This window comes from Vibrio sp. 1249-1 (genome assembly GCF_033340495.1).
Genome location: NZ_JAWOWJ010000004.1, coordinates 301419 through 327052, shown reverse-complemented (window position 1 = coordinate 327052; position 25634 = coordinate 301419). Strand labels below are relative to the sequence as shown.

Sequence of the window (25634 nt, the reverse complement as noted above, 5' to 3'; positions counted from 1 at the left end):
ATACAATTTTATTTACAAGTTTAAGCGAACAAACAACGAGATATCGCGCTAGAACGTAATCAATAGTGGTGAATTTATGAGCTGGTTAGAACGGTTATTTGAGAATAAAAATATAATAGGTTCGCGCAAAGCGTCTATCCCTGAGGGCGTTTGGACAAAGTGTCCTGAGTGTGAACAAATACTTTATCGTGCCGCGTTAAAAGAAAATTTGGAAGTATGCCCTAAATGCTCATATCACATGAGAATGGCTGCGCGTCAAAGGTTGATCTCTTTTCTGGACCATGGAACACAACAAGAGTTGGCAAGTGAGTTGGAGCCACAAGATATTTTGGGTTTTAAAGACTTAAAGCGATATAAAGAGCGAATTGCTTTAGCACAGAAAACGACTGGAGAAAAAGATGCGTTGGTGGTGATGGAGGGCAAGTTATTGGGGCTGCCTGTTGTTGCGTGTGCATTCGAATTCTCTTTCATGGCAGGCTCGATGGGCGCAGTGGTTGGCGAGAAGTTTGTCCGAGCAGTTGAAAGCGCAATTAATACAAAATCTGGGTTAGTATGTTTTTCCGCTTGCGGAGGGGCGCGCATGCAAGAGTCTTTGGTGGCACTCATGCAAATGTCAAAAACCAGCGCCGCGTTAAACCACTTATCTGAGCACAGATTACCCTATATCTCAGTATTGACGGACCAAACTTATGGTGGCGTCTCGGCGAGTTTAGCCATGTTAGGAGACATCAATATTGGTGAACCTAAAGCAAGTATTGGCTTTGCGGGAAGACGGGTCATTGAGCAAACGGTACGTGAAAAGCTACCAGACGAGTTTCAGCGAAGTGAATTTTTACTAGCGCATGGTGCGCTAGATATGATTGTCGATAGACGTGAAATGCGCGATCGCGTTGGCCGCTTACTGGCTAAGTTAACCAACGCGAGGGTGGTCTCAGAATAGGTTGTATTAAAATTAGACTTAGTACTTGCGTTTATTGAGCCGTAATCATTACAAACCGTTCATTTTGCCCCCATCTTGGTTCCGCATTCATTAGGCTGAGATCCAACGCCGTTTGGTATGGGTCAACAGCAAAATGGTTGCTTACTAACCCCCAGAGCATCCAGTTGATTGCGGTTTCATTCTCGGTAAGCTCTTCGAGTGGCGCTTGGAGGAAAAAGTACTCATCTTCGCCATCGTAACCGAGCCGATCATAGATAATGTTGCGTAGCTCTCGATCCAAATCATGTTGGAGGTTGATTGAGTCGTACAGTTGCTCTTCTGTTGGGCCATTCTCATGGTGATAAACATTGCGTTTTGACTCTTTGTGTAAAGTACCTGCGCCAGTTTCAATGCTTACTTTCTTTTGCGAGTGTTGCTCAAGAACTTGAATGATTTCATCCTCTAGTTGATCGAGTTTACTCAGCAAAACTTGATTGTTTATGTCACCAGCGGGGGAGGCCATCGTTTGGAAGGCTTTCACTCTCTCGTAGACTGCTTTCCCGTGAGGAAGGGCTGCAAAACACTGTTCTTGGAGCGCTTCATTGGCTTGCCAAATGCCCGAGTAGAGCTCGTAATCATGTGTATATGGTGGAAGCTCTTCAGTATCTTCCCCTAATAATTCTCGCCAGTGCTTTTGCCACTGTTCTTCTTTTGCGTGTTTTACACGCGCGTATTGCTTAACCCAGCGGTTACGAAGTTTTACCCCAAAAATGGCAAGTCCCCATGGAGCGAGCAAATAAAAATAATAGTGAGAAGAGTTATCCCAAAAGTAACCGTAAACGTAAACACCAAAAGCAAGCACCCAAGTTCCAATAGTACAAGCAATAACCCCGGACATTATTGATGATTGGCGCTTTGTTTCTCTTAATGTATTACCTTCAGCACATAACCAAAAAATGCCGCCAAAAACAAAGGCAAACGTTGTCATGAAGTAGGCAATCCCCGCTCCCCAAAATCCCCAAAGTGACATGTATTATCCCTAGCCAAATATCTGCTTTATTCACTCATCAATGACTGGAGGAGTAAATGTGTTTGATTTGGCGGAGAATTTACCATTAATGCCAACCTTTTGATATGCACTCTATGACTTATTGGGAATGAGTCACAAATAAAAATAGATGGTATCAAGCATCAAAATTTAATTTAGAACCTTTGATTGTCGTGAACTCTATCTGGAAGAGTTAAGGGGGGGCGTTTAAGGGCAATTTTCCTCATAAAGTCGTTATTTAGAAAAAGGTAAATTAATGTTTTTATTGATAATTGTGAGTTTTTTTGGAGTGGGATTGCTCCCATTTAATTAGAGTAAAAGACCTATTTTTGGGAGCGGTTTCATAAATTTTATGACACTGATTTCACTGTTTGAGCTGTAAAGAATATAAACCCCCACTCAATGTATGTTAATAATCAATGAGTGTTGTTATGTCTCATATCCGTTTTTTCCCGCGCCATCGTTTGGCGCTTGCTTGTATGCTAGCGAGTGTGTCTGGCTTCTCTTTTGCACAAAATCAGTGTGCTGTTGCTGATTTACAACAATCGCGAGATCTGGCTACTGCCGTTTCTGGTGCTGAGTATGATTGCTACCACGCTTGGTTTTCAGCACCTTCAGAAACGCTGAATGATATCTATAGTGAAGCGAGCCTAAGCCGTATCCAAGTCGCGCTGGATCAAGAAATCGCTCGCTATCGTGGTGAAGCAGATCAAGCTCGTATTCTAGAGAACCTAGGCGAATTTATTCGAGCGGCCTACTACGTTCGCTACAACGCTGGTACTGGTACACCTGAGTTTTCGCAAGCGTTGAGTCAGCGTTTTGCTCAGTCGACGAACCTATTCCTAAACAACCCTCATGCTTTGGATCAAGGTCGTGAACAAGTTGGTGCAATGAAGAGCCTGACTTTGATGGTTGATAACGTTAAGCAGTTGCCGCTGACCATGGATAGCATGATGGCCGCGTTGATGCACTTTAATCGTGAAACCGCGCAGGACACGCAATGGGTCGATGGTTTAAACAACTTGTTCCGCTCTATGGCAGGCCATGCGGCGAACGATGCGTTCTACCGATACATGGCAAACAATACACACCATATTGATACGTTGGTGAAATTCGCATCTGATAATGCTTGGGCATTAGATACGGATGCAAGCTTTATCGTTTTCAATGCATTACGTGAAACTGGTCGTTTGCTCGCGAGCCCAGATCAGGAGACCAAACGCAAAGCATTGGCAGTAATGCAACAGGTGATGCAGCGTTATCCACTGGGTAGTGAGCATGACAAACTATGGCTTGCTGCCGTTGAAATGATGAGCTACTACGCACCAGAAGGCCTAAATGGTCTGAATATTGAGCAAGCCAAGCAAGATTTAGCTGCACGTGTAATGCCAAATCGTTTTGAATGTCAGGGACCTGCCATTATTCGCTCTGAGGATCTGACCGATGCTCAAGCAGCGAAAGCGTGTGAAGTGCTAGCGGCAAAAGAAGCCGACTTCCATCGAGTTGCGAATACGGGTAATCAACCTGTCGCTGATGATTTGAATGATCGTGTTGAAGTGGCGGTATTCGCGAGTAACACTAGTTACGTTGATTACTCTTCATTCCTATTTGGTAATACAACGGACAACGGTGGTCAGTACCTAGAAGGTGACCCTTCAAAAGCGGACAATACTGCGCGTTTCGTCGCTTATCGCTACGCGAATGGTGAAGATCTCTCTATCTTGAACCTAGAACATGAATACACGCACTATTTAGATGCACGATTTAACCAATACGGTTCGTTCAGCGATAACTTGGCTCATGGTCATATTGTTTGGTGGCTAGAAGGTTTTGCTGAATACATGCATTACAAGCAAGGTTACCAAGCTGCGATTGAGCTGATTGCAGATGGTAAACTGAGCCTTTCCACTGTGTTTGATACCACGTACTCTCACGATACCAATCGTATCTATCGTTGGGGTTATCTAGCTGTTCGATTCATGTTAGAAAATCATCCACAAGACGTCGAAAGCTTGTTGGCATTGTCGCGCTCTGGCCAGTTCGAACAATGGGCACAGCAGGTGACGTCTTTAGGTCAACAATACGATGCTGAGTTTGAACGTTGGTTGGACACATTAAAAGTGGAACCTGAGCAACCTGATACAGACCCAGAAGAGCCAACAGAACCAACAAGCCCTGAAGCACAAGTGACTGAATTGACGGCGAACCAAAGCCTTCAGCTCAGTGGCGAAGCATACAGCGAAAAACTGTTCTACGTTGATGTTCCAGCCAACACCGTTAACTTCAATGTATCTATTGAGGGTGCGGGTGATGCGGATCTTTACATGAGCTACAACAAAGTCGCGCATTACTATGATTTCGAAATGAGTCAATATGCTGATGGCAGCAATGAAGAGATTGTGTTTGAACCAGAGCAAGATGGTTACGTTAAAGCGGGTCGTTACTACATCAGCTTAACTGGACGTGATAGCTATGACTCAGTGAATCTTGTGGCTGCGTTAGAAGTGGAAGCGCAAACACCGCCAACCCAAGTGCAAGATGATTTAGCACCTGTGGTATTAGAGTCTGGTGAAGCCAAAATGCTTACCGTTCACAAGCAGCGTTATGCAGCAGTTTATGTGCCTGAAGGTGTTGAAGAGGTTCGTGTATGGCTAACGGCTCACTCTCAAACTGGTAATGTCGATCTATACGCGAGTAGGGAGCATTGGCCTACAGTAGAGCAGCACGAGTATGCGTCCAACTATGCAGGCAGCAATGAATACCTTGCGATTCCTGTTACTGAAGCAGGGTACGTGCACTTCGCTCTTCAGGCTCCAGAGCAAGGCGATGACGTTGAAATGCTAGTGCACTTCAACTAAACAGGTTCGATTAACTAAAGTCGAGATAAAACGTCGCTGATACAGCGACGTTTTTGTTTATATCGGACACGATTATAAACAAACAGCGGCGAATGCTAGTTAATCGGCTGATCTATCGAGTTATCAGTTGCCCTTTTTCTAAACGGCTTTAGGTTTGTATTGCAATTTACCGCGCACATAAACTTTTTTAGCGACGCGTTCTGTGACCTAGCTTCTGATTTGTGCTTCCCAAATGGATACAATATATATGCACCCCGTGCAATAAAGTGAAAAGGGAAAGACATGAAAACGCTTATTTATGAAACGTTGATTAGCCTTGCTAACCAAGAACCAGAACAACATGCAAGAATCCGACAAAATCTCTATGAACAGTTGGATCTGCCGTTCGATAAGCAGCTGGCTTTGTATTCTTGTGCCCTTGGTCCTGCAAGTTCAGGCAAGTTGGAGAGCAGTCAAGGCATTAACAACGCGGTAGATTGCGCGGTTAAACTGCTTGAAACTCCTGAGCGCTAATTCACTCGTTGTTTTAATCACGGCCCGAACCCCAAGGGCCGTTTTTAATTGCGGTTAAATTGATTTCAACGTCGTTATTACTCTGCTCTTTCCGCTAGCACTTCTTTGAATGCAAACATGCCGTTTAATGCCGCGGGAAAACCTGCGTAGACGGACATCTGCAAAATGATCTCTTTAATCTCATCCTCGCTACAGCCTACATTCAGCGCTGCATTTAAGTGCACTTTTAGTTGCGGCGCGCAATCCCCCATTGCCGTTAGCGCGGCGACGGTTGCGATTTCTCTCGATTTTAGGTCTAAGCCCGGGCGAGCATAAATATCGCCAAACGGATACTCAATGGTGTACTGAGCTAAATCTGGACAAATATCTTGTAAGGTTTCGATGACATTATGACCAGCGTCGCCATCAATTTGAGAGAGTAGTTCTAATCCTTTGTTAAAGCGTGATTGTTCCATCGGTATGTTCCTAGTGAATAAACGTAAACACACCTTAATCGTTAGAGTTAACTCTAAGTCAACGAACTTTTCCGCTTTTATACAAGGCAATTTTTTCTTCTAGAGCCGATAAGTGCTTTTTCTGTTGCTCAATGTGGCGTTTGAGGTTTTCTTGGTGTTGTTCTAACAGGGCTTGACGTTGTGGTACAGATTGAGAGCCGACTTCCCTTAATTTGGCATACTCTAGAATCTCTTCAAGTGGCATTGCAGTTTCTTTTAAACGCTTAACAAAGCTTATCCAGTTTAGATCTTTCGAACTATACATTCGATGTCCACTCGCGTTTCTATGGACATGTTTAAGTAAACCGATTTTTTCATAGTATCGAAGTGTATGAGCAGATAGCCCGACGAGGTCAGAAAATTCTTTGATATTCATTATTATCCTCCAAGGTAGAGCATACCCCATAGAGATAAGCTAAGTTTCGCATTTTGAAGTCATTTCGGGACAGATACAAACAGAAATCTTTAGTCTTTTAACGCTAGGTATGGTGATTTACTGGATTTTTGAAACGCGCCAAACGTGATCCATCTGCCAGTTTCGTTTTATTAACAATTGATTACTCAACGGGTTGGCTTGGCTATTTTTATCCTTTGGGCCTATTTTAGGGCGTACATAGGTCTTATGTTCTATCTTTTTAAATTTAAGTTTTTGTTAATCAAAACAATGCCTTAGTTTTGTTTTGGTCTGTTCGGGTTGTATGTCGTGTGCCCGTTATTCACTCAGAACGATTTATCGCTGTGCAATGGATGAGTCGCTACGCCTTCGATTTCAGCCTTGAGTTAGTGCTAAAAGGGTGAGTGCCTCTGATGAATAGCTTTTATAATTTCGATTATTGAATTCACTCACAAAAAAATGCAAACAAGTAATCGTGAGTGGAAACGAGCAGGAGAACAACATGAGTGGCTCACAGGAAACACAATCATTCGGTGCAAACGTTATCTTACATGCGTTTGATTGGAAGTATGCTGACATTGCCCAACGAGCAAAAGAAATCCGCGAGCTTGGTTATGGCTCTGTGTTGGTTTCGCCACCAATGAAAAGCGCACACGATGAGCGCTGGTGGCAGCGTTATCAACCACAAGATTATCGTGTTATCGATAATGCTTTGGGTGATACCAAAGATTTTATTCATATGGTTCGTGAACTGGAGCAAGTTGGTGTGTGGGTTTATGCCGACGTAGTGTTTAACCATATGGCAAATGAGGCCCACCTTCGCAGAGACCTTCAGTACCCAAGACAAGAGGTCTTGGAGGAATACCAGAACAACAAACAGAAATATCAGTCGCTAGCGTTGTTTGGCGATCTATCTCAACCACTTTTTGATGAAGAGGACTTTGTTGAAGCATTCGGCATCAAAGACTGGAAAGATAAGTGGCAGGTTCAAAACGGACGTATCACAGGTGGACCAACCGATCCTGGCTTGCCAACTCTTCGTGTTTGTGACCATGTCGTTGAGCAGCAGCGAGCGTACCTAAAGGCGCTGAAAGCTATTGGTGTGAAAGGTTTTCGTATTGACGCTGCGAAACACATGACGTTAGAGCATCTTAAGCGTGTTTGGACAGACGACATCACGCGGGATGTGCATATATTTGGTGAAATTATTACCGATGGCGGTGCGACGGAAGAAGAGTATCAGCTGTTTCTTGAGCCGTATCTACAGGAAACTCGCCTAGGTGCGTACGATTTCCCTTTGTTCTCAACCATGTTTAAGGCGTTTGCTAAAAAGGGCAGCTTCAAGTCTCTGATTGATCCCTATTGTTTTGGTCAGGCTTTGTCCCCCGGTCGTGCGATTACATTTGCTATCACACATGATATTCCTAACAATGATGTCTTTCTTGATCTCATCATGGACGAGGAAAACGAATGGTTAGCTTATGCCTATATTCTAGGCCGAGATGGCGGTGTGCCGTTGATTTATACCGACTTAAACACCAGCGGTATTAAAGGTAAAAATGGTCAGCCAAGGTGGCAAGGTGCATGGAGCGACCCGAGAATGACAAAAATGATCCAGTTCCATAATATGACGCATGGCGAGCCGATGAGTGTTCTTGAAGGTAACGATGACATGCTCGTACTTAAGCGAGGTGACAAAGGTATTGTGGTGCTTAATAAATCACAGCGTCAACAGTCTTTGACATTAAAAACGGATGGCAATTGGGTTGATTTGATGACAGAACAAATCATTCCGACTGACGGTAAGTTAATCGTACCATCTAAGTCGTCGATGTTACTTGTCGCGAACTAGAAGATGTACACACCGAGCTTAGCAACTTCGGTGTGTATGTTTTTCATCGTCATTCACGTTCTGCTGAAGTTCAATAGAAACTCAAACTCTCTCGTTTTTGCTAGAAATTTATGAGCACTCGTTAACGCAACATTCTGCTTTTAAAAAACCAATTACGTCATCTAAGCACTGATACTCTGCAACACAAAAAAGGGTTCTACCCTCGCGGCGCTGGGTGAGAAGACCAGCTGAAGCAAGGCTCGAGATATGATGAGAGAGAGTGGATGCTGGAATGCCAAGCTTTTCTTGTACGCCGCCTACCGCGATACCTTTGTATCCCGCTTTGACGACTTCTTTGTAAATACTTAAACGAGTCGGATGCCCTAACTCTTTTAGTGCTTTAGCAACGGCTTCAAGCTCCATACTGACCTCTAAAGAATGACCACAGTAATTTTGTTTCGATAATAGGGAAAGTCTCGGTAAATGCCAACTATTACGATCTCAGAACAGTTTAAATCAGATGAGATTCATACTGGCTCATGCCTTCATGACAACAATTGTCTGTTCTAATGAGACAGATCAATCTTCATTATTATTTCACGCCACGTTCAAAATCCCTCGTCTACACTCAATGTTGAGTTGTCAGTTGGCAGACCAAGGAGGCGGCCATGATTGCGGTTCATAGAGATTATTGTTTGTCTAACAGTTCGGAGTTACATGCCCACGTTAAAGTCAACCCTGTTGGTAAATTAGAAGTTGAGATTGTTGAACTTCAAGAGCGCCACACCACAGAGTTTGATGATTTGTCTTTTGAGAGTCGTGGGTGTGAAACTCGAATCTGTGGTAAAGAAGACACAACTCCGTGGCAGTTCAATCTTGCAGTTACTGATGCGTTAGAGCTTTCTCATTTAGTGGAAGAAGCAAACGAAGAGTATGAGATTTTAATGAATGATCTTATGTAATATCGAGAAGATCATTTTATTCTGCACGGCGTGTGGCTCTGTACTGAAAAAATAAAAACCTCCCAAGCGGGAGGTTTTTAATATGGAGTGCGTTATCGTTGGATAGGCTCTTCTCTTGGTGGTGTTAGCTCTTGGACGTTATCTTCATTAAAGTCATCGGCGTAACCTTTAGGTGGCGGTGTCCAACCACGTTCTGACCGCGATAGTTTGTCATGACGATCTTTTTGCATCTCTTCCGCCATTTTCTCCTCTAACTGAATAAACAGTTGTCGGAAATTGTTGTCATAGCGTTCACCTTCAGAATCATCTTCCCAAGCTTTGTAAAGTATTTCTGACTTACGTGCTTCAACACGCTTATATGTCGCCTTCTGTTGTTCAACAAAGAAGGGGTGAATGCCAAGGGCTTTCATTGTGTGACCGCCCATCTCCAATGCAGAATGGTAGGTCTCTGATTCAATAATATCAGCCCCCGCTTGACGCAAAAGATAGCCATGTCCACGGTCAAAGGCACGTGCAATCACTGTTACTTTTGGGTACGTGTGCTTAACGTACTTCACCAGTTCTACACTCGATTCTTGGTTATCAATCGCCACAACCAACGCAGCGGCGTGCTCAATGCCGGCTGTATGTAGCATATCTGGTCGAGTCGCGTCGCCAAAATAGGCGCGAGTGCCAATCTGGCGCATGTTATCGACTTGGTCAGATTGATGGTCAAGTACCACGGTAGTCACGCCGTTTGATACCAATAGGCGATTCACTATTTGTCCAAAGCGGCCGATGCCGGCGATGATCACCGTGCCTGTTTCCTCAATCGTATCGCTTTCGCGTTCATTTGACTGGCTTTCAAAGCGCGGCAGAATCACTCTATCAAACAGAATAAACAAACCTGGTGTCAGGAACATCGAAATCGCAACCACTAACGCAAGAGTTTGTGAAAGTTCAAATGGGATGACGTGGTTTTGCACTGAAAAGCTTAGAAGTACAAAGCCGAATTCACCTGCTTGAGCCAAGCTTAGGGTAAACAGCCAGCGGTTGCTGCCTTTCACCCTAAATATCAGTGCAAGAATAAACAGCACCAAGGCTTTCAAAACCATCACGCCAATGGTCAATGCCATGACCAACCAGAAATCACCAAAAAGGACCGAGAAGTTGATCCCTGCGCCAACGGTAATAAAGAACAGACCTAACAATAGGCCTTTAAATGGTTCGATATTGGATTCTAACTCGTGGCGGAATTCACTGTTCGCCAATACAACGCCAGCCAAGAAGGTTCCTAAGGCAGGAGATAAGCCCACTAAACTCATCAGTGCAGCGATACCAATGACAAGCATGAGTGCAGTTGCGGTAAAGATTTCTCGCAAACCAGAGCTAGCCACATAATTGAGCAGCGGTCGACTTAAAAAGTGTCCACCAACGACGACGATTGCTATCGATGCTGTGATTACGATGCCGTATGCCCAGCCTGGCAACCCCGCAACGAGGCTTAATTCTTCATGGTGCGCTGCGGCTGTTTGTGCTGCGGACTGTGCCTGTTCAATTAATTCAGGTAAGGCCAATAGGGGAATGAACGCCAACATTGGTATCACTGCAATATCTTGAAAAAGCAACACGGAGAAAGCGTTTTGTCCACCTTCCGTCTTCGTTAATCCTTTTTCGCTAAAAGTTTGCAAAACAATCGCAGTAGAAGAGAGGGCGAAGATCAAACCTATGGCTAAGGCTATGGTCCAAGGCTGGTCAAAGTATAAGGCAATACCCATAATCGCCGCGACGGTACCGCCGACTTGCAGACCTCCTAAGCCCATTAAGCGATTGCGCATCGCCCACAACATTTTGGGTTCGAGCTCTAAGCCAACGAGAAACAGCATCATCACCACGCCAAACTCGGCAAAGTGCTGGATTGTTGTTGTTTCTTCACCGACTAAACCGATAATTGGGCCAATAACCACACCTGCGATGAGATAGCCTAAAACGGACCCAAGTCCCAAACGCTTAGCAAGTGGGACTGCAATTACAGCAGCAATCAAATATACGAAGGCTTGTAAGAATATCCCTGTCATGAAGCCTCCTTAATGAGCTCTGGCAATGCGCTGTTAAGCTTGATTAATGACGCCGCAGCTTCAACATCCAACCTATCTTCGACTAAAGCTGTTAGCAGGCTCTTGTACCGCTCAACATGACGAGGGATTCGCCCTTCTTCATCTGCTGTACGTGCGCCAAACATCGCGAGAGGGGCAATGTAGTTCATGCCGGTCAGTGCGGACATTTGTTCAATAGGCGCAAGCAGTTGACGAATCGTAAAGTGGTTGTAGCCCTCTGCCTTATAAGCTTCTTCTTTGCCCCCTGCAGACAGCACACAAAGCATGGTCTTGCCTTGCAGTGCTGTGCCATCTGTACCGTAAGCAAAGCCATATTCCAAAACCAGATCTTGCCACTCTTTTAAAATCGCAGGCGTTGAATACCAATATAGTGGGAATTGGAAAATCACCACGTCATGCTCACGTAAGCGTTGCTGCTCACGGTCGATATTAATATCGAAACGAGGGTATTCGCCATAGAGATCAACACATGTCACGCCTTCAATTTTTTGAGCTTCTTTGAAAAGTGGAGTATTCACTTCTGAACGATGCTGGGAAGGATGAGCAAAGAGAATGAGTACTTTTTTATTTGCCATAGGGATCCTTGCTATCTAAATAACCATGCCCAGTAGGAGCGCGGGTTGGTTAGAAAATGTAACTCATAAATGATCACCAAGCTAGTTTGGAAAACTGTTTAAGCTGTTTCAATATCAATAAAAAACCACCAAATAGATTGGTGGTTTTGGGAAGCGTTACGTTTTACTAATCATGAATAGGGACGACTAGAATATCCACCGGTGACTTGTTAATTAAGTGTCTGGAGTAAGAAATAATCTTGCTCCAGAAATCTTGGTGGTGACCACATATCAGAAGATCCACTTCTTGCTCTTTAATGGTGACCTCTAATTTATCAGCCAAGTCGCCAGTACCTACGAAGAAATGTTTAAGTGGGTAATCCATGTAATCACTAAATGTTTTTAAACATTCCATTGAATGCTCATTCAACGGCCTTTGATCCGGGTTTTCTTTAATGTCTACAAGCTCACGATAGATTTCTCCGTGCGTACCATCAATATGAATAAAGGAGATATCGGAGTCGAGATAGTTTGCCATTGATACCGCTCTGTCGATAAGCACGGTGCTTTCATCTGACAGTTCGAGTGCAACAAGGATATGTTTGTATTTCATAACCACGCCCTTATGTGGATTATCTTTACCCTAAGCATAGTATGGCTTGGATAAAAATTGTGTTGCTAAGATCTCGAAATTGTTCAAAGACTTGTTAAAAAGTTAATGTGATATAACAACTTACTGTGAAACTTTCTTTTTGTTCGCATTTGGTTAGAAAGCTTGCTTTTTGAACAAAAAAGCGGCTACACTTTGGGCATCATTTCTCTAGGAGATTACGCCAACATGAAGAACTAAACCTGTCATCCATATTTTTACTTATTTTTTGGATCTGCAGGGGTAGTAGGCGTAGCTCACTTTCCGATATTTCTTTGCAACAAGACGACTTTTTGATTTGACGTATATCGTCGAGCTTTACATAGAGCTTAATGCGTTTGTGCACGCGTTTTGTTGCAATTTCAAATCATAGCTACGGCTGTTGTCCCTGTCATACAGGAGGCAAATTATGCCAGTTTTACAAGCTTTTAATGTTAGCCATCAGTTTGATAATGGCGATACGCTATTCCAGTCTATTTCTTGTTCCATGACTAAACGACGTGTTGGTTTGGTTGGGCGCAATGGCATCGGCAAGTCGCTTTTGGCTTCCATTTTAGCGGGAGAAACTCAGCCTGCCAGCGGTGTTGTGACTGCTCCCTCTTCTTTCATGATGTATCGCCAGCAGCCGTCTGATCTGCTTTCAGGTCAGCAATCGATCGCCCAGTTTCTGGGCAAAGATGCGGTCTTGCATGCTTTAAAGCAGATTGAACAAGGTGATGTTTCTGAACATTGGTTCGAACTGGTTGGCGAGCAGTGGGATATTGAATTAAAACTCAAACAGCAGCTCGCTGCGATGGGATTACCGCAAGACCCTGATTTCTCTTGTGCTCGGCTCAGTGGTGGTCAGTCGGCACGTTTGCAGCTATGGCAGTTGTTTGAAAACGAAACGGAGCTTTTGATTCTCGATGAACCATCCAATCACCTCGATACCGAGGCGAAACAATGGCTGATAGAGTCTATGACGCATTTCAGCGGCGCGATTTTACTCATCAGTCACGATCGTGAGCTGCTGCGAGAGATGGAGGAAATTTGGGAGCTATCGGGCCTAGGTTTCCAGGCTTTTGGTGGAAATTACGATGTGTACGCCGAGAAAAAACGCACTGAACTGCAAGCGGTCGAGAGGCAGTTAGCGCAAGTCGATAAACAGAAAAAACGGTTAGCCGAGCAAGCCCAGAAAAATCGCGAAAAAGCAGACCAACGCGCCGCGCAAGGGAACAAACTGCGCAAAGACGGCAGTCAGCCCAAAATTTTGCTTGATGGAAAAAAGGATAGCGCGACCGCCAGTGCCTCAAATCGCAATAAGAATGAGCAACTCAGACAAGCGCATTTACAAGCCAAAGAACAGGCGTTGCAATCGCGACATGAGCAGCTCAAGGCGCAAAAGTCTTATCTTACAGATAATCCGAACCGTTCGCGAAAAGTATTGTCGATACAAGAAGGTATATTACCTTTTGGGAATTCTACACCTATCACGTTGCAGATTTTTGCGAACGACAAAGTCCATCTCAAAGGGAAAAATGGCTGCGGAAAATCAACCTTGTTAAAGGCATTGCTTGGCGAGTTATCGTTGCAGAGTGGTGAGTTGCAAGTGAATACGCCTTTGTATTATCTCGACCAACATTTTGGCGCAGTGAATCCAAATCTTTCGTTACTTGAAAACGTAATGGAGAGCTGCCAAGAGATGACGGAAAGTGAAGCGAGGACCTTATTGGCCGGGATCGGTTTTCGTCGAGATGCTGTGTTTCGGTTGGGGCGCCTACTGAGCGGTGGCGAGAAGATGAAGCTCGCGATGCTGATAGTCAGCCACCAAAATTCTCAGCCTTTGCTGCTGCTTGATGAACCAGATAACCATCTCGACCTCGAGTCAAAAATAATGCTTAGTCAGGCGTTAAACACATACAAAGGTGGATTTGTTCTGATTAGTCACGACCAAGATTTCGCTTCTGAGTCTGGGGTTTTGCGTCAAATTGAACTGACTTAGACGAAAGAGAGTAAACGCCATCGTAGCTCTTAAGTATTGCTCCTAAGCTCTACACCGCCACTTACCGATATGTAGAATTCGCAGGAAATGAGGGAGTTAGGATGGCTTTCACAACTCGTTTAATGAAATTAGATTCATTTTGTCGATATATAGTAGAGTTCTGATGTATTGCACAAAAAGACAACAGAAAAATAAAAAGGAATTTCATGAAAAAGAACACCCTAGCACTCACAACGGCTCTCGTACTCGGAAGTGTGTTGTCTGTGGCGTATGCCAATGAAGCGGCGCAATCGTCGGTTGAACAGGTAACCCCGAAAACCATCACGTATCCAACCACACAAAAAGTGGATGTTGTCGATGACTACTTTGGTACAAAAGTGAGTGATCCTTATCGCTGGTTGGAAGACGATCTCAGCCCAGAAACCGCAGAATGGGTGAAGGCACAAAATGCAGTGACGTTTGATTATCTGTCGAAAATCCCTTACCGCGAGCAGATTGAAGAGCGCATCACTAAGCTCATGGACTACGAAAAGCAAAGCCAACCGTTCAAAGAGGGTAAGTTCACTTATTTCTACAAAAATGACGGGTTACAAAACCAAGATGTGCTTTATCGGCAGTTAGGTGATGGCGAAGCAGAAATTTTCCTCGATCCAAATACTTTTAGTGAAGATGGCACCACATCGTTAGCGGGAGTGAGCTTTTCACGTGATGGTTCTTTGGTTGCATACAGCATTTCGGAAGGCGGTAGCGATTGGCGCAAAGTCATTGTGTTAGACACAGAAACCAAAAAGCCCGTCGGCGAAACGCTGGTGGATATTAAGTTCAGTGGCATCAGTTGGTTCGGCAATCAAGGCTTCTATTACTCAAGTTATGACAAGCCAAAAGGGAGTGAACTTTCTGCGAAGACAGACCAACACAAGCTCTACTTTCATAAACTAGGGACGAAACAAAGTGAAGACCAATTAATTTTCGGTGGTGTAAAGGACGAAAAGTATCGCTACGTTGGGGGTTACACGTCGGAAGATGAACGCTACTTGTTTATCTCAGCTAGCGTATCGACGTCGGGCAACAAACTGTTCTTCAAAGACCTGAGTAAGCCAAATAGCTCGCTCAAAACCATTTTAGATAACACCAGTTCTGATACTTGGGTGATAGACAACCAAGGCACGAAACTGTACTTGGTTACGAACCTTAATGCGCCGAACAAACGCGTCGTGATGGTGGATGCAAGTCAGCCGCAGCCCAAAAACTGGAAAGATGTGATTCCTGAAACAAAGAACGTGTTACGTGTTTCTACCGCGGGTGGCAATTTGTTTGCGAGCTATATTGTTGATGCGATCTCGATGGTGAAGCAATACGACATGAACGGCAAACTCATCCGAGAAATCAAATTGCCTGATATTGGCAGCGCATACGGTTTCTCGGGGAAAAAAGAAGAAACCGAAGTCTACTATTCTTTCACCAACTACAAGATGCCAAGCACTACCTATCGTCTGAACATCAAAGACGGTGATAGCGAGGTGTACTACAAATCTAAAGCGCCATTTGACCCTGTTTTGTATGAATCTCGCCAGGTGTTTTACACCTCAAAAGACGGAACAAAAGTGCCGATGATCATCACCTATAAAAAAGGGACACCGATGGACGGCAGTGCACCAACCATCCTATATGGTTATGGCGGTTTCAACGTTAGCCTCACGCCATCTTTTAGCCCGACACGTGCGGCTTGGTTAGAGCTTGGTGGTGTTTACGCGGTAGCGAACATTCGTGGTGGTGGGGAATATGGCAAAGAATGGCACAACGCTGGCATTCAAATGCAAAAGCAAAATGTGTTTGATGACTTTATTGCTGCGGCTGAATTCCTAATTGATGAAAAGGTAACGTCATCAAACAAGTTAGCCATTAACGGTGGATCGAATGGTGGCTTGTTAGTGGGGGCCGTTATGACGCAACGTCCAGAGCTGTTTAAAGTGGCGCTGCCAGCAGTCGGCGTACTGGATATGCTGCGTTACCATACTTTTACCGCAGGTGCTGGTTGGGTGTATGACTACGGCACGGCAGAGCAAAGTAAAGAGATGTTCCAATATCTGAAAGATTATTCGCCAGTGCACAATGTAAAGGCGGGGGTGGAATACCCAGCAACATTGATTACAACCGGTGATCATGATGACCGTGTTGTTCCTGCTCACTCATACAAATTTGCTGCTGAGTTGCAATCGAAGCAAGCGGGTTCAAATCCGACTTTAATTCGCATCGAAACCAATGCAGGACATGGTGCAGGCACACCAACGCGTAAAATAATTGAGACAAATGCAGATATTTATAGTTTTGCACTGTTCAATATGGGAATAGAGAAACTGCAATAGTGCGAATTGTTTGCGTTTTAGTTATCGAAACGCATCGGCGCTTTATCGCTCGATAATAAAAGGGAATCACAGAGAGTGATTCCTTTTTATTTATTATAGGCCTACTATTCTAATCTGATGCTAGGCTAATCAAACTAAGGTTTTTTACATTATTATAATGTTCTAATTAATCTGAAGAGTGTGGTACGATCGAAATGAAACATTGATCGCGATCACCTAAATCCATTGCACTCTCTATTTATATGGTAAAATTAATTAATCATTTGTTCTAATGATAATTGAATTTTCATAATTTTTAATATTTCCTTCTTCATTAGTATTACCAAATTTCAAGTTATATAAGATATAAGTAGCGGTGATTGAACTTTTACGATGCTTTATTTTATTTTAATTAAAACGTCGAATGTTTCGTCATTATTGAATTTGCTTTGATAATTTATGTTATCCAAAGCGAGTTGTGTTGCTTGCTATTTATGATGACCTCATGACGTGAATAATTTTATAATCATTAAAATGGATACAGTTTTATGAATTTAGTGAAACCGTCTGTTGCCATTGTGGTTGCAGCCCTACAACTCGCGTCTTCTGCCTATGCGCAAACAAATAATAGCGAAGAACTACAAGATATGTCTGACCCACTTGCGGTATACACCCAAGCTGGCTTTGGTATTACTGATAAAGGCGCGAACATCAAAATCGGTCAAACTTACCAATCTAGCCAGCCTGGTACCATGGCGATGAACATCATTGAAATGAAAGGCATTGGTGGTGAGCTATTTGGCATTCGCGACAATGACGATCCAATATATGCCAACGTTGATGACAGCATTGACTCTTTCCGACTACGTAATTTCCAAGTAGAAGTCGCAAAAGGTCTAGGCCGTCAATTAGATGTAAACTACGACGTTGATAACGATAAATTAGATGCATCTTATAGCTTTATTCAAGGTCTACCTAAGTTTGGTATGTTGCAGCTATTTCCTTTAGCTGGTGCGGGTGTCACTATTGCTAATGATTTTAGTGGTGATGACAAAGGTTATGAAATTCCAGGTACTTTCACTGTTGTGGGTATGTACTCAAAAATTGAATTAACCGATAAAATCTGGATTAACTACAACCCAATGTATATGCATACGTTGTCAGGGTCTAGTCAATATAAAGATACTTATTACGCGGGTGAAGATAATATCTTGACTCATGAGTTTGCGTTGTCTTATCAAATTAATCCTCGCGCAAATATTCGTTACTTTGCAAACTGGAATGAGCACGTTAATTTCGGTGATGGTGATCACCGTATCGAATTTAACTACCAATTCTAACTCCCTCGTTTATTTCCAGAATAGAAAGTGTGTTTATCCATATATTTAAATATTTAGGCTAGGGCACTTTCTAAATAAAGTAGGTTTATCATGAAAGCCAAATATAAATTTGCGTTGGTATCTATTGCTATATCTTCTGCATTACTATCAGGATGCAAAACTGGCGATATCGCAACGAAAACAGCCCAAGCACCCTCTGTTGAAACCGTTACCCTAACCGAAACAAAAATCACTCCTTATCATACTTTTATCGGTCGAACTGAAGCGGTAAATGACGTTGATATTATGCCGCGAGTCGGTGGCGAATTAACCGCGATTCATTTTAAAGATGGCGATATGGTCGAAAAAGGCCAATTGTTGTTTGAAATCGACGACCGTCCTTACAAAGCGGCACTGGCGTATGCAAAAGCGTCGTTGCAAAAAGCAAAAGCACAACTCGTTCAAACTACGCGTGATGCAGAACGTGTGAAGAAACTCATCAAAGATAAAAGCATCAGTGAGCAGCAATACGATGACGCCATTGCCGCGCAAGCCGCAGCGATTGCTTCGGTAGAAGAGGCGAAGGCGACGCTGGTTTCAGCAAGGCTCGATCTTGAATTTAGCTCTGTGCGTGCTCCTTTCTCTGGTCGCGTGGGTTTCAGCAACTTCCGAGTGGGTGACCGTATTTCGAAAATTCAACTCGTTCCTCTTGTTTCGATCACTCAAGTAGACCCAATTCGCTTTGGCTTTGATGTGGATGAGAAGCTCTACCGCCGCGTAAGAAGTGCGATTGATGTGGCTCATCGTAACGATGACAAACTGGATGTTGATTTAACACTGACGCTTTCAGACGGTTCATTGTATCCGCTGGATGGCAAGATCTACGCCGTTGGCAACAAGATCGATTTAGAAACAGGCTCAATTCGAGCAGAAGCACAATTCGATAATCCAACTTACGCGCTTATGCCGGGTGAATATGGCAACTTGACCATCAAGCTGCGCAATAAAACCATTGATGGTTTGCTTATCCCATCGGCGGCTGTTCAACAAGACCAAGCGGGTGACTACGTCATGGTGGTTGGTGATGATCACGTGGTGTCTCGTCGTAACGTTGAACTCGGTCAGACCTACGGTGTGAAACGTGCTGTGCTGACTGGTTTGGCGGCTAACGAAAAAGTCATCGTCAATGGTCTACAAAAAGTGCGTCCGGGTGCAACGGTGAAAGACGTTGAGCTACAGAGTGAACAAGGCTGAGTGAGTACTGATGTTAAGTAAATTTTTCATTCACCGGCCGAAGTTTGCTTTGGTGATCTCACTGGCGATGACATTGATGGGTATGCTCGCCCTGAAAGTCTTGCCAATTTCTGAGTATCCTCAAATCTCTCCAACGGTAATTACGGTGAGCACCATGTATCCGGGTGCAAACGCGGACGTGGTTAAAAAGACCGTAGCACAACCGATAGAAGCCAAAGTCAACGGCGTTGAAGACATGATTTACATGTCTTCTGTGATTGGTAACGATGGCTCATACACATTGCGTATTTACTTCCGAGTGGGCGCAGATGGCGATATGGCGCAGGTTCGTGTGAACAACTTGGTGGCACAGGCGACGTCGTCTCTACCACAAGAAGTAAACCAAATCGGTGTGACGGTTAAGAAGAAATCTTCCGACATGCTGGGCGTTATCACACTGCGTTCTCCGAAACAGTCTCACGACAGTATCTACCTTTCTAACTACGCGGATCTCAATATTGTCGAGCGTCTAAAACGTATCGAAGGTATGAGTGACATTACGCTGCTGGGTAAGAAAGACTACTCAATGCGTATTTGGTTGAACCCAAATAAACTGGCTACCTTGAAGCTTTCTGCTAGCGATGTTATTGGCGCAATTAAAACGCAAAACATCCAAGTGGCGGCGGGTAAGATCGGTGGTATGCCAGCTCCAGGTGACCAGCAATATCAATATGTTTTGCAAACCAAAGGCCGCCTCACTTCTGCGGAAGAGTTCGAGAACATCATCATTCGTGCGAGCAAGAAAGGTTCTTTGATTCGCTTGAAAGATGTGGCTCGTGTGGAAGTTGGTGCACAAGGTTACGAAGCTGATGGTCGTATGAATAACGAACCAGCCGCCGTTCTGGCCTTGTACCAGTTGCCGACCGCGAACGCGCTAGACGTGATGGAACGCGTGAAAGAGGCCATGAAAGAGTACGAGAAATCGTTCCCAGATGATTTGGTCTACGACATCGCGTATGACTCTACCGAATACGTAGATACATCGATTGATGAAGTGTACGAGACGCTGGTGATTGCAGTACTTCTTGTCACCTTCGTTGTGTACGTTTTCTTGCAGAACTGGCGAGCGACCATCATTCCAACCTTAGCGATTCCGGTTTCCATCATTGCGACGTTCGCAATCATAGGCGTGATGGGCATGACCATTAACACGATCTCGTTGTTTGGCTTGATCCTCGCCATCGGTATCGTGGTGGACGATGCGATCATCGTGGTAGAGAACGTGGAGCGGGTTATCCATGAAGAGCATTTAGACCCGATTCCGGCCACGATCCAAGCTATGAAAGAAGTGACAGGGCCAGTATTGGCAACAACGCTTATTTTGTTGGCGGTATTTGTACCGGTTGCGCTATTGCCGGGTATTTCTGGTCGAATGTTCAACCAGTTCGCGGTCACCATCTGTGTATCGGTGCTGCTCTCTGCGATCAACGCATTAACGTTAACGCCAGCGCTTTGTGCGTTGATTTTGAAATCTACTCACTCGCAACCTATTGCGCCTTTGCGTGCGTTTAACCGAGGTTTTGAAGCAATAACGCGCAAATACCAAGGTTTAGTTGGCTTCTTGAGCCGCCGCATTGTGCTGAGTATCGGTGTTTATGGCGCGCTTATTGCGGTGCTGGCATTTGCGTTCATGACCGTACCTTCTTCTTTCGTTCCGAACGAAGATAAAGGCGTGTTCATGGTCGAAATGCGTTTGCCAGACGCAGCAGCATTGCAGCGTACTGCACCATTAATGAAGAAGTACGTTGATGAGCTAAAACAGATGGAAGGTGTGGAGAACGTGGTTTCGGTTGCGGGCTTCTCGGTAATTAACATGGCGTCGATTCCAAACTCGGGCATGTTGATCATCAAACTGGATAACTGGAGCAAACGTAAAGACCCTGAACTACACCAACGTGCGTTGATGAACAAAGTTAACCAAATGCTGAACTCAACGCCAGATGCCGCTTCGTTCGTTTTCGCGACGCCGGCAATCAAAGGCATGGGTGCGGTGGATGGTTTCAACCTTGTGCTGCAGGACAACTTGGGCCGTTCTCCACAAGAGTTGGCAAAAACAACCGCTGATTTTGTTGCCCAAATCAATCAACTGCCTGAAGTGGCGCGTGCGTTCTCGATTTTCCGTGCGAACATTCCGCAACGCTACATCGATATTGATCGCGATAAAGCGATTTCGATGGGCGTACCGTTGAATGAAATCTTCAGCACACTGCAAGCACAGTTGGGCGGTGCCTACATTTCTGACTTCAACTTGTTTGGTCGTTCGTACCAAGTGAAAGTGCAAGCAGAAGAGCAATACCGTGACAACATCGACGACATCGACCATCTGTTTGTTCGCTCAAGCTCTGGAAAAATGGTGTCACTGGCAACGCTAGTGAAAGTGAAGCCGATCTTCGGCCCTGATACCTTATCGAACTACAACATGTTCAGTTCTGCAACCGTGAACGGTGCGCCAGCGCCAGGTTACAGCTCGGGTGATGTTGTAAAAGCCATTGAAAAACTGGCTGCGGAATCTTTGCCAAGTGGTTACTCGTACGAGTGGTCAGGCATGACTTACCAAGAGATGAAAGCAGGCAACATGGCACCAATCGCGTTCGCATTGTCTTTGCTGTTCACCTACTTGTTCTTGGTGGCTCAGTACGAAAGTTGGACCATTCCTGCTGCGGTAATGATGGCGGTTCCAGTCGCGATTCTCGGCGCAATGGGCACGCTACTGCTGGTGGGACAACCGTTCGATTTGTACGTGCAGATTGGTGTCGTCATCTTGATCGGTATGTCCGCCAAAGTGGCGATTCTTATCGTGGAATTTGCCAAAGTTCTGCGAGAAGAAAAGGGCTTATCCATCATTGATGCTGCCAAAGAAGCTGCTCGAATTCGTTTCCGTGCAGTACAGATGACCGCATTCGCCTTCATCTGGGGGGTATTCCCGTTGGTGATTGCATCGGGTGCTGGTGCGGCATCTCGTCACTCACTGGGCTTTGCGGTATTCGGCGGCATGATTCTCTCTACGTTTGTAGGCACGTTGCTGACGCCGGTGTTCTTCGTGATGATGCAATCTCTGCGCGAGAAGTTTAAGCGAAAGAAACCCACTGAACTTGAGGTGAGCGAGCAATAACGCTGATTTCAACTGACTCCACAACACCCCCACGCTGTGTGCGATTGGCCAATGCCTTTCATTGATATACAACCACCGTCGCAGCGTGGGTTCCCCAAAAAATAATAGGTTTTAGCATGAAAAATCTTTCAAAAATCGTCGTAGCGAGCTCTCTACTGACGTGTGCTGCTGCGCAAGCGGGTGGGTTATACCTTTACGAAACAACAGCATCGGATATTGGTTTGGCATCCGCTGGTATGGCGGCTCGTGCGCAAGATGCCTCAGTAATGGCAGCAAACCCGGCTGGTCTGGCGAATGTTTCTGGTAAATCTTTCTCTGGTAACCTGATTGGCCTTTACGGTGACGCGCAACTAGACACGATGACTGGCGATGCGGGCAACGTGATTGGTTTTGTTCCTATGGCGTCGGCATTTTACAGCCAACAAGTAAACGACAAATGGACGCTGGGTATTGGTCTGTATGGCAACTACGGTCTTGGCCTCGAGTACGAAGGTCTTTTGAATAATCATTTAGATATTCCTACAGCAACGACGCAAGCCTTAACCATTCAACCTTCCGCTTCTTACCGCATCAATGATCACTGGTCTGTGGGTGCGGCGCTTGGCATTCAGTACGGTATGTATGAAGTGGAAACGAAGGGAGCCCTGAACTTCAATGACGAAGACCAAGATACTCAGCTCAACGGCCGAGTAGGTGTGCTTTATGAGGCAACACCAGGCACGCGTCTTGGGTTGTCTTACTCTTCTGAAACCGAATTTGAATTCGACAATAGTAACTCCATTGCTCCACAACAACTGATCTTCAGTGCTTACCATGAAGTGAATGATGACCTAGCGGTGATGTGGAACGTGAACTGGCAAGACTGGAGCGAATACACAACCACGCTGGGCGTAGAGACACAAGACACTTACCAAATCGCATTGGGTACTCAGTACAAACTGAATGAAAAAATGATGTGGAATGCAGGTTTTGCATTCGATACCAGCATGTATGAAAGCCAATCAAACGGTGACATTACCGTTCCTACTGGCAAGGCGTACCGCATTGGTACAGGCATTGATTACAAATTGGATTCAGAAAACTCAATTGGTTTCGCGTTGGAAGCGATCTTGATGGAATCGTCGGAAACGCCACGCTTACAAGCTGGCTTTGATGAGCCTGCTCTCTACTTCATGAGCATGAGCTACAACTGGAAAAACTAATCATTCCTAATCGCTAAAACGCCTTCCTTACAGGCCATTCCACCCTAACTACCTGCACTGGATGCTGTCACGCCATCTAAGGTAGTTAGGGCGCTTCTGTCACATCCAGTGAGTGATGATTCAAAAAATATCTGCGCAGCTAAGTGCGGGTATTCAACATCTCAAAGGACTAAAAAATGAAAAACAAACTAGCGTTAGTGTGTACGACTTTGTTGGTCACTACGTTGGCTCATGGTGCCGAGCATCGAGTAAAAGACAATAAAAACAAGTTGGCGAATGACCCAACAAAAGTCATCACGAAATTTGGCGCGTCGTACGCAAACAACTACGATTTTGATGATCAAAACATCTCATTCTCGGGCTCACTTGCGCTTGACCAAGCGCGCAAAATTAACCTGCGTATCAATGATGATGCGAGCGAGTGGCGTATTGGTGGCTCGTGGTTGTTTCCGGTCGGTATCGTGAACTTCAACTTCGGTAAAAATGAATACGTAAACGGCGCGGATCAAACCAACTACAGCGTTGGTACCTTTATGCCGCTAAGTTATTTCGGGATTGAGCCAGCAGGCTTCCAAATTTTCCCAATGGCAGGCTATACGTACAACACTGGTGATGTTCCTGTTTGTGACGGTGCAGAAAGTAGCCACTGTAGCGAGCCTAACTTTACGGGCACGCCAAGTGCAGAGAATGGCTTCAATATGATGAGCTCTTCAGGCAGTAGCGGTTACGTTGGTGTATTTGCGCTGAAATCGTTTACCAAAGAGCTGACGTTAATCAGCTTCGCAGCGGGCACTTACGGCTCAGAAAACAGTGAAGGAGAGAATTACAAAGGCTTCTTTGGTGGGATCGGTCTTGGTTACCTTGTGAACAGACGCCACTCGTTTAACGTAATGACGTTTGTCATGGACAACAACACCTATTTGGATGAAGCAGACAAGCGCATCGTATTATCATATCAATATCAATTTGAATAAATAAAAACGCAGCCCAAATAGCTGCGTTTTTACTTTGATAGAATGAACTAGTGAATTGAGTTGTTTTCTTCGATCTTTTTCTGGTACTGGTGTTTTAATATATACATGCGCTTAACATCGCTGTAAGCGCCGTTAATAAAGTATTCTTCTACAAGGTGACCTTCTTCAATAAAGCCGCATTTTTTGTATAAGTGAATAGCGACTTCGTTATCCACTGCGACTAATAAGTAGATTTTACGTAGATTAAGAATTGAGAATGAGTAATCTAACGCACGATTAATCATCTCTGTCGCATAACCTCGGCCTTGATGCTCTGGGGCGATGATTATCTGAAATTCCGCGCTGCGGTGAATGTAGTTAATCTCGATCAGCTCAACTAAGCCAATTACGATGCCGTCTTCATCTTCGACGACAAAACGCCTTTCAGCGTCATCATGTATATGTTTTCGATAAAGTTCTTCGAGCTCGTCATAAGACTCGTAAGGTTCTTCGAACCAGTAGGCCATGATATTTCGGTTGTTATTCAGTTCATGAATAAAGCGCAAATCAGAACGCTCTAATGCACGCATTTTTAGGCCTTTCTTCATCATTTTTCTCCAATGAGGGCGGAGAATACCTCCGCACTTGATGCTAGAAAATATTACCGTATTTCACAAGAATAGCGCATCTTTTTTGGAAAATATCCTGTGATTTTCAATGTGGAAACTTAGAGTTCACGACAAATATAAATTAATCTTTACGATAAAAAACTCGATTAGGTGCTTTGCCTAATATCGTATTAAATACCGCGCAACGACTTAGTGTCTTAATCTAAACAAACAAGGTATTCAATATGTTTTCAATCGGTGACGTAGTAGTAGCGACTAAAGGTATCGATCTTGGCGAAATGGTTGTTACAGGTTTAAGCAGTGGCGGTTTTTACACACATGTAAAAGCAGGCGAAAAAACACTAACTTACCCAGCTAAAGATCTTAAGAAAGCATAATTAAATTTGCTCATTCTTATTTTTAACTGGCTTAAAGTTCGTATTAGTTATTTTAAGCGGGTTAGAATCGATAAAAGGTAGCGCAATGAGTCGCTACCTTTTTTT

21 protein-coding genes are annotated in these 25634 nt (G+C 44.5%); 13 read left to right on the top strand and 8 right to left on the bottom strand.

What is annotated here, in order from left to right:
* The first annotated feature begins 76 nt into the window (after positions 1 to 76).
* Positions 77 to 940, top strand: coding sequence for an acetyl-CoA carboxylase, carboxyltransferase subunit beta (gene accD / locus R7Z50_RS10380; RefSeq protein WP_017821534.1), 864 nt, complete (start codon positions 77 to 79; stop codon positions 938 to 940).
* Between the two features lie 31 nt (positions 941 to 971).
* Here accD and R7Z50_RS10375 read toward each other — a convergent pair whose 3' ends face one another.
* On the bottom strand, positions 972 to 1949 hold the full coding sequence (locus tag R7Z50_RS10375) for a hypothetical protein (RefSeq protein ID WP_033906792.1): 978 nt from the start codon (positions 1947 to 1949) through the stop codon (positions 972 to 974).
* 449 nt (positions 1950 to 2398) lie between these two features.
* Between R7Z50_RS10375 and R7Z50_RS10370 the strand changes: the two genes are divergently transcribed.
* Positions 2399 to 4825 (top strand): M9 family metallopeptidase, encoded by a 2427-nt coding sequence (locus R7Z50_RS10370; RefSeq protein WP_005375382.1) that lies wholly within the window; start codon positions 2399 to 2401, stop codon positions 4823 to 4825.
* Positions 4826 to 5107: 282 nt separating this feature from the next.
* Entirely contained in the window at positions 5108 to 5338 is a 231-nt protein-coding gene (locus R7Z50_RS10365; RefSeq protein ID WP_005375384.1) for a PAS factor family protein, read from the top strand.
* Between the two features lie 77 nt (positions 5339 to 5415).
* Here R7Z50_RS10365 and R7Z50_RS10360 read toward each other — a convergent pair whose 3' ends face one another.
* Together R7Z50_RS10360 and R7Z50_RS10355 are read right to left on the bottom strand one after the other, a co-directional pair.
* Positions 5416 to 5793 carry a carboxymuconolactone decarboxylase family protein gene (locus R7Z50_RS10360; RefSeq protein ID WP_206970781.1) on the bottom strand — a complete coding sequence of 126 codons (378 nt, stop codon included), beginning with the start codon at positions 5791 to 5793 and terminating at the stop codon, positions 5416 to 5418.
* A 58-nt stretch (positions 5794 to 5851) separates the two neighbouring features.
* Entirely contained in the window at positions 5852 to 6208 is a 357-nt protein-coding gene (locus tag R7Z50_RS10355; RefSeq protein WP_005375386.1) for a MerR family transcriptional regulator, read from the bottom strand.
* Positions 6209 to 6728: 520 nt separating this feature from the next.
* Here R7Z50_RS10355 and R7Z50_RS10350 point away from each other — a divergent pair.
* The gene (locus tag R7Z50_RS10350) at positions 6729 to 8078 is read left to right on the top strand and encodes an alpha-amylase family protein (protein WP_206970782.1); all 1350 of its coding nucleotides are present in this window, start codon (positions 6729 to 6731) and stop codon (positions 8076 to 8078) included.
* A gap of 108 nt (positions 8079 to 8186) precedes the next feature.
* On the opposite strand, the gene R7Z50_RS10345 is transcribed toward R7Z50_RS10350, so the two are convergent.
* Entirely contained in the window at positions 8187 to 8480 is a 294-nt protein-coding gene (locus R7Z50_RS10345; RefSeq protein ID WP_005375388.1) for an ArsR/SmtB family transcription factor, read from the bottom strand.
* Positions 8481 to 8725: 245 nt separating this feature from the next.
* On the opposite strand from R7Z50_RS10345, the gene R7Z50_RS10340 reads away from it, so the two are divergent.
* Complete coding sequence (locus R7Z50_RS10340) at positions 8726 to 9019, top strand: hypothetical protein (RefSeq protein ID WP_005375389.1); 294 nt, start codon at positions 8726 to 8728, stop codon at positions 9017 to 9019.
* A 92-nt stretch (positions 9020 to 9111) separates the two neighbouring features.
* Here R7Z50_RS10340 and R7Z50_RS10335 read toward each other — a convergent pair whose 3' ends face one another.
* The 3 genes from R7Z50_RS10335 to R7Z50_RS10325 form a co-directional block, all read right to left on the bottom strand.
* Positions 9112 to 11076 carry a monovalent cation:proton antiporter-2 (CPA2) family protein gene (locus R7Z50_RS10335; RefSeq protein ID WP_005375390.1) on the bottom strand — a complete coding sequence of 655 codons (1965 nt, stop codon included), beginning with the start codon at positions 11074 to 11076 and terminating at the stop codon, positions 9112 to 9114.
* Positions 11073 to 11690, bottom strand: a complete 618-nt coding sequence (locus R7Z50_RS10330) for an NAD(P)H-dependent oxidoreductase (RefSeq protein WP_005375391.1) — start codon at positions 11688 to 11690, stop codon at positions 11073 to 11075. Before R7Z50_RS10330 ends, R7Z50_RS10335 begins: the two co-directional genes overlap by 4 nt.
* 166 nt (positions 11691 to 11856) lie before the next feature.
* A complete protein-coding gene (locus tag R7Z50_RS10325) occupies positions 11857 to 12282 on the bottom strand; it encodes a universal stress protein (RefSeq protein WP_005375398.1) in 426 nt (141 codons plus the stop codon).
* A gap of 445 nt (positions 12283 to 12727) precedes the next feature.
* On the opposite strand from R7Z50_RS10325, the gene R7Z50_RS10320 reads away from it, so the two are divergent.
* The 7 genes from R7Z50_RS10320 (at position 12728) to R7Z50_RS10290 (ending at position 24544) form a co-directional block, all read left to right on the top strand.
* Entirely contained in the window at positions 12728 to 14299 is a 1572-nt protein-coding gene (locus R7Z50_RS10320) for an ATP-binding cassette domain-containing protein (protein WP_318149060.1), read from the top strand.
* A gap of 206 nt (positions 14300 to 14505) precedes the next feature.
* Positions 14506 to 16665, top strand: a complete 2160-nt coding sequence (locus R7Z50_RS10315) for a prolyl oligopeptidase family serine peptidase (RefSeq protein WP_206970784.1) — start codon at positions 14506 to 14508, stop codon at positions 16663 to 16665.
* Between the two features lie 527 nt (positions 16666 to 17192).
* Positions 17193 to 17984: a hypothetical protein gene (locus R7Z50_RS10310; RefSeq protein WP_017821525.1), complete on the top strand. Its 792-nt coding sequence runs from the start codon at positions 17193 to 17195 to the stop codon at positions 17982 to 17984.
* Positions 17985 to 18074: 90 nt separating this feature from the next.
* The gene (gene vmeP / locus R7Z50_RS10305; RefSeq protein ID WP_017635246.1) at positions 18075 to 19217 is read left to right on the top strand and encodes an efflux RND transporter periplasmic adaptor subunit VmeP; all 1143 of its coding nucleotides are present in this window, start codon (positions 18075 to 18077) and stop codon (positions 19215 to 19217) included.
* A gap of 10 nt (positions 19218 to 19227) precedes the next feature.
* Entirely contained in the window at positions 19228 to 22368 is a 3141-nt protein-coding gene (gene vmeQ, locus R7Z50_RS10300; RefSeq protein ID WP_318149059.1) for an efflux RND transporter permease subunit VmeQ, read from the top strand.
* 116 nt (positions 22369 to 22484) lie between these two features.
* Positions 22485 to 23570 carry an OmpP1/FadL family transporter gene (locus R7Z50_RS10295; protein WP_206970786.1) on the top strand — a complete coding sequence of 362 codons (1086 nt, stop codon included), beginning with the start codon at positions 22485 to 22487 and terminating at the stop codon, positions 23568 to 23570.
* A 176-nt stretch (positions 23571 to 23746) separates the two neighbouring features.
* Positions 23747 to 24544: a hypothetical protein gene (locus R7Z50_RS10290; RefSeq protein ID WP_206970787.1), complete on the top strand. Its 798-nt coding sequence runs from the start codon at positions 23747 to 23749 to the stop codon at positions 24542 to 24544.
* 47 nt (positions 24545 to 24591) lie between these two features.
* Here R7Z50_RS10290 and speG read toward each other — a convergent pair whose 3' ends face one another.
* Positions 24592 to 25131: a spermidine N1-acetyltransferase gene (gene speG / locus R7Z50_RS10285; RefSeq protein ID WP_005375417.1), complete on the bottom strand. Its 540-nt coding sequence runs from the start codon at positions 25129 to 25131 to the stop codon at positions 24592 to 24594.
* A 245-nt stretch (positions 25132 to 25376) separates the two neighbouring features.
* On the opposite strand from speG, the gene R7Z50_RS10280 reads away from it, so the two are divergent.
* Complete coding sequence (locus tag R7Z50_RS10280) at positions 25377 to 25529, top strand: hypothetical protein (RefSeq protein WP_005375418.1); 153 nt, start codon at positions 25377 to 25379, stop codon at positions 25527 to 25529.
* The last annotated feature ends 105 nt before the right edge of the window (positions 25530 to 25634 follow it).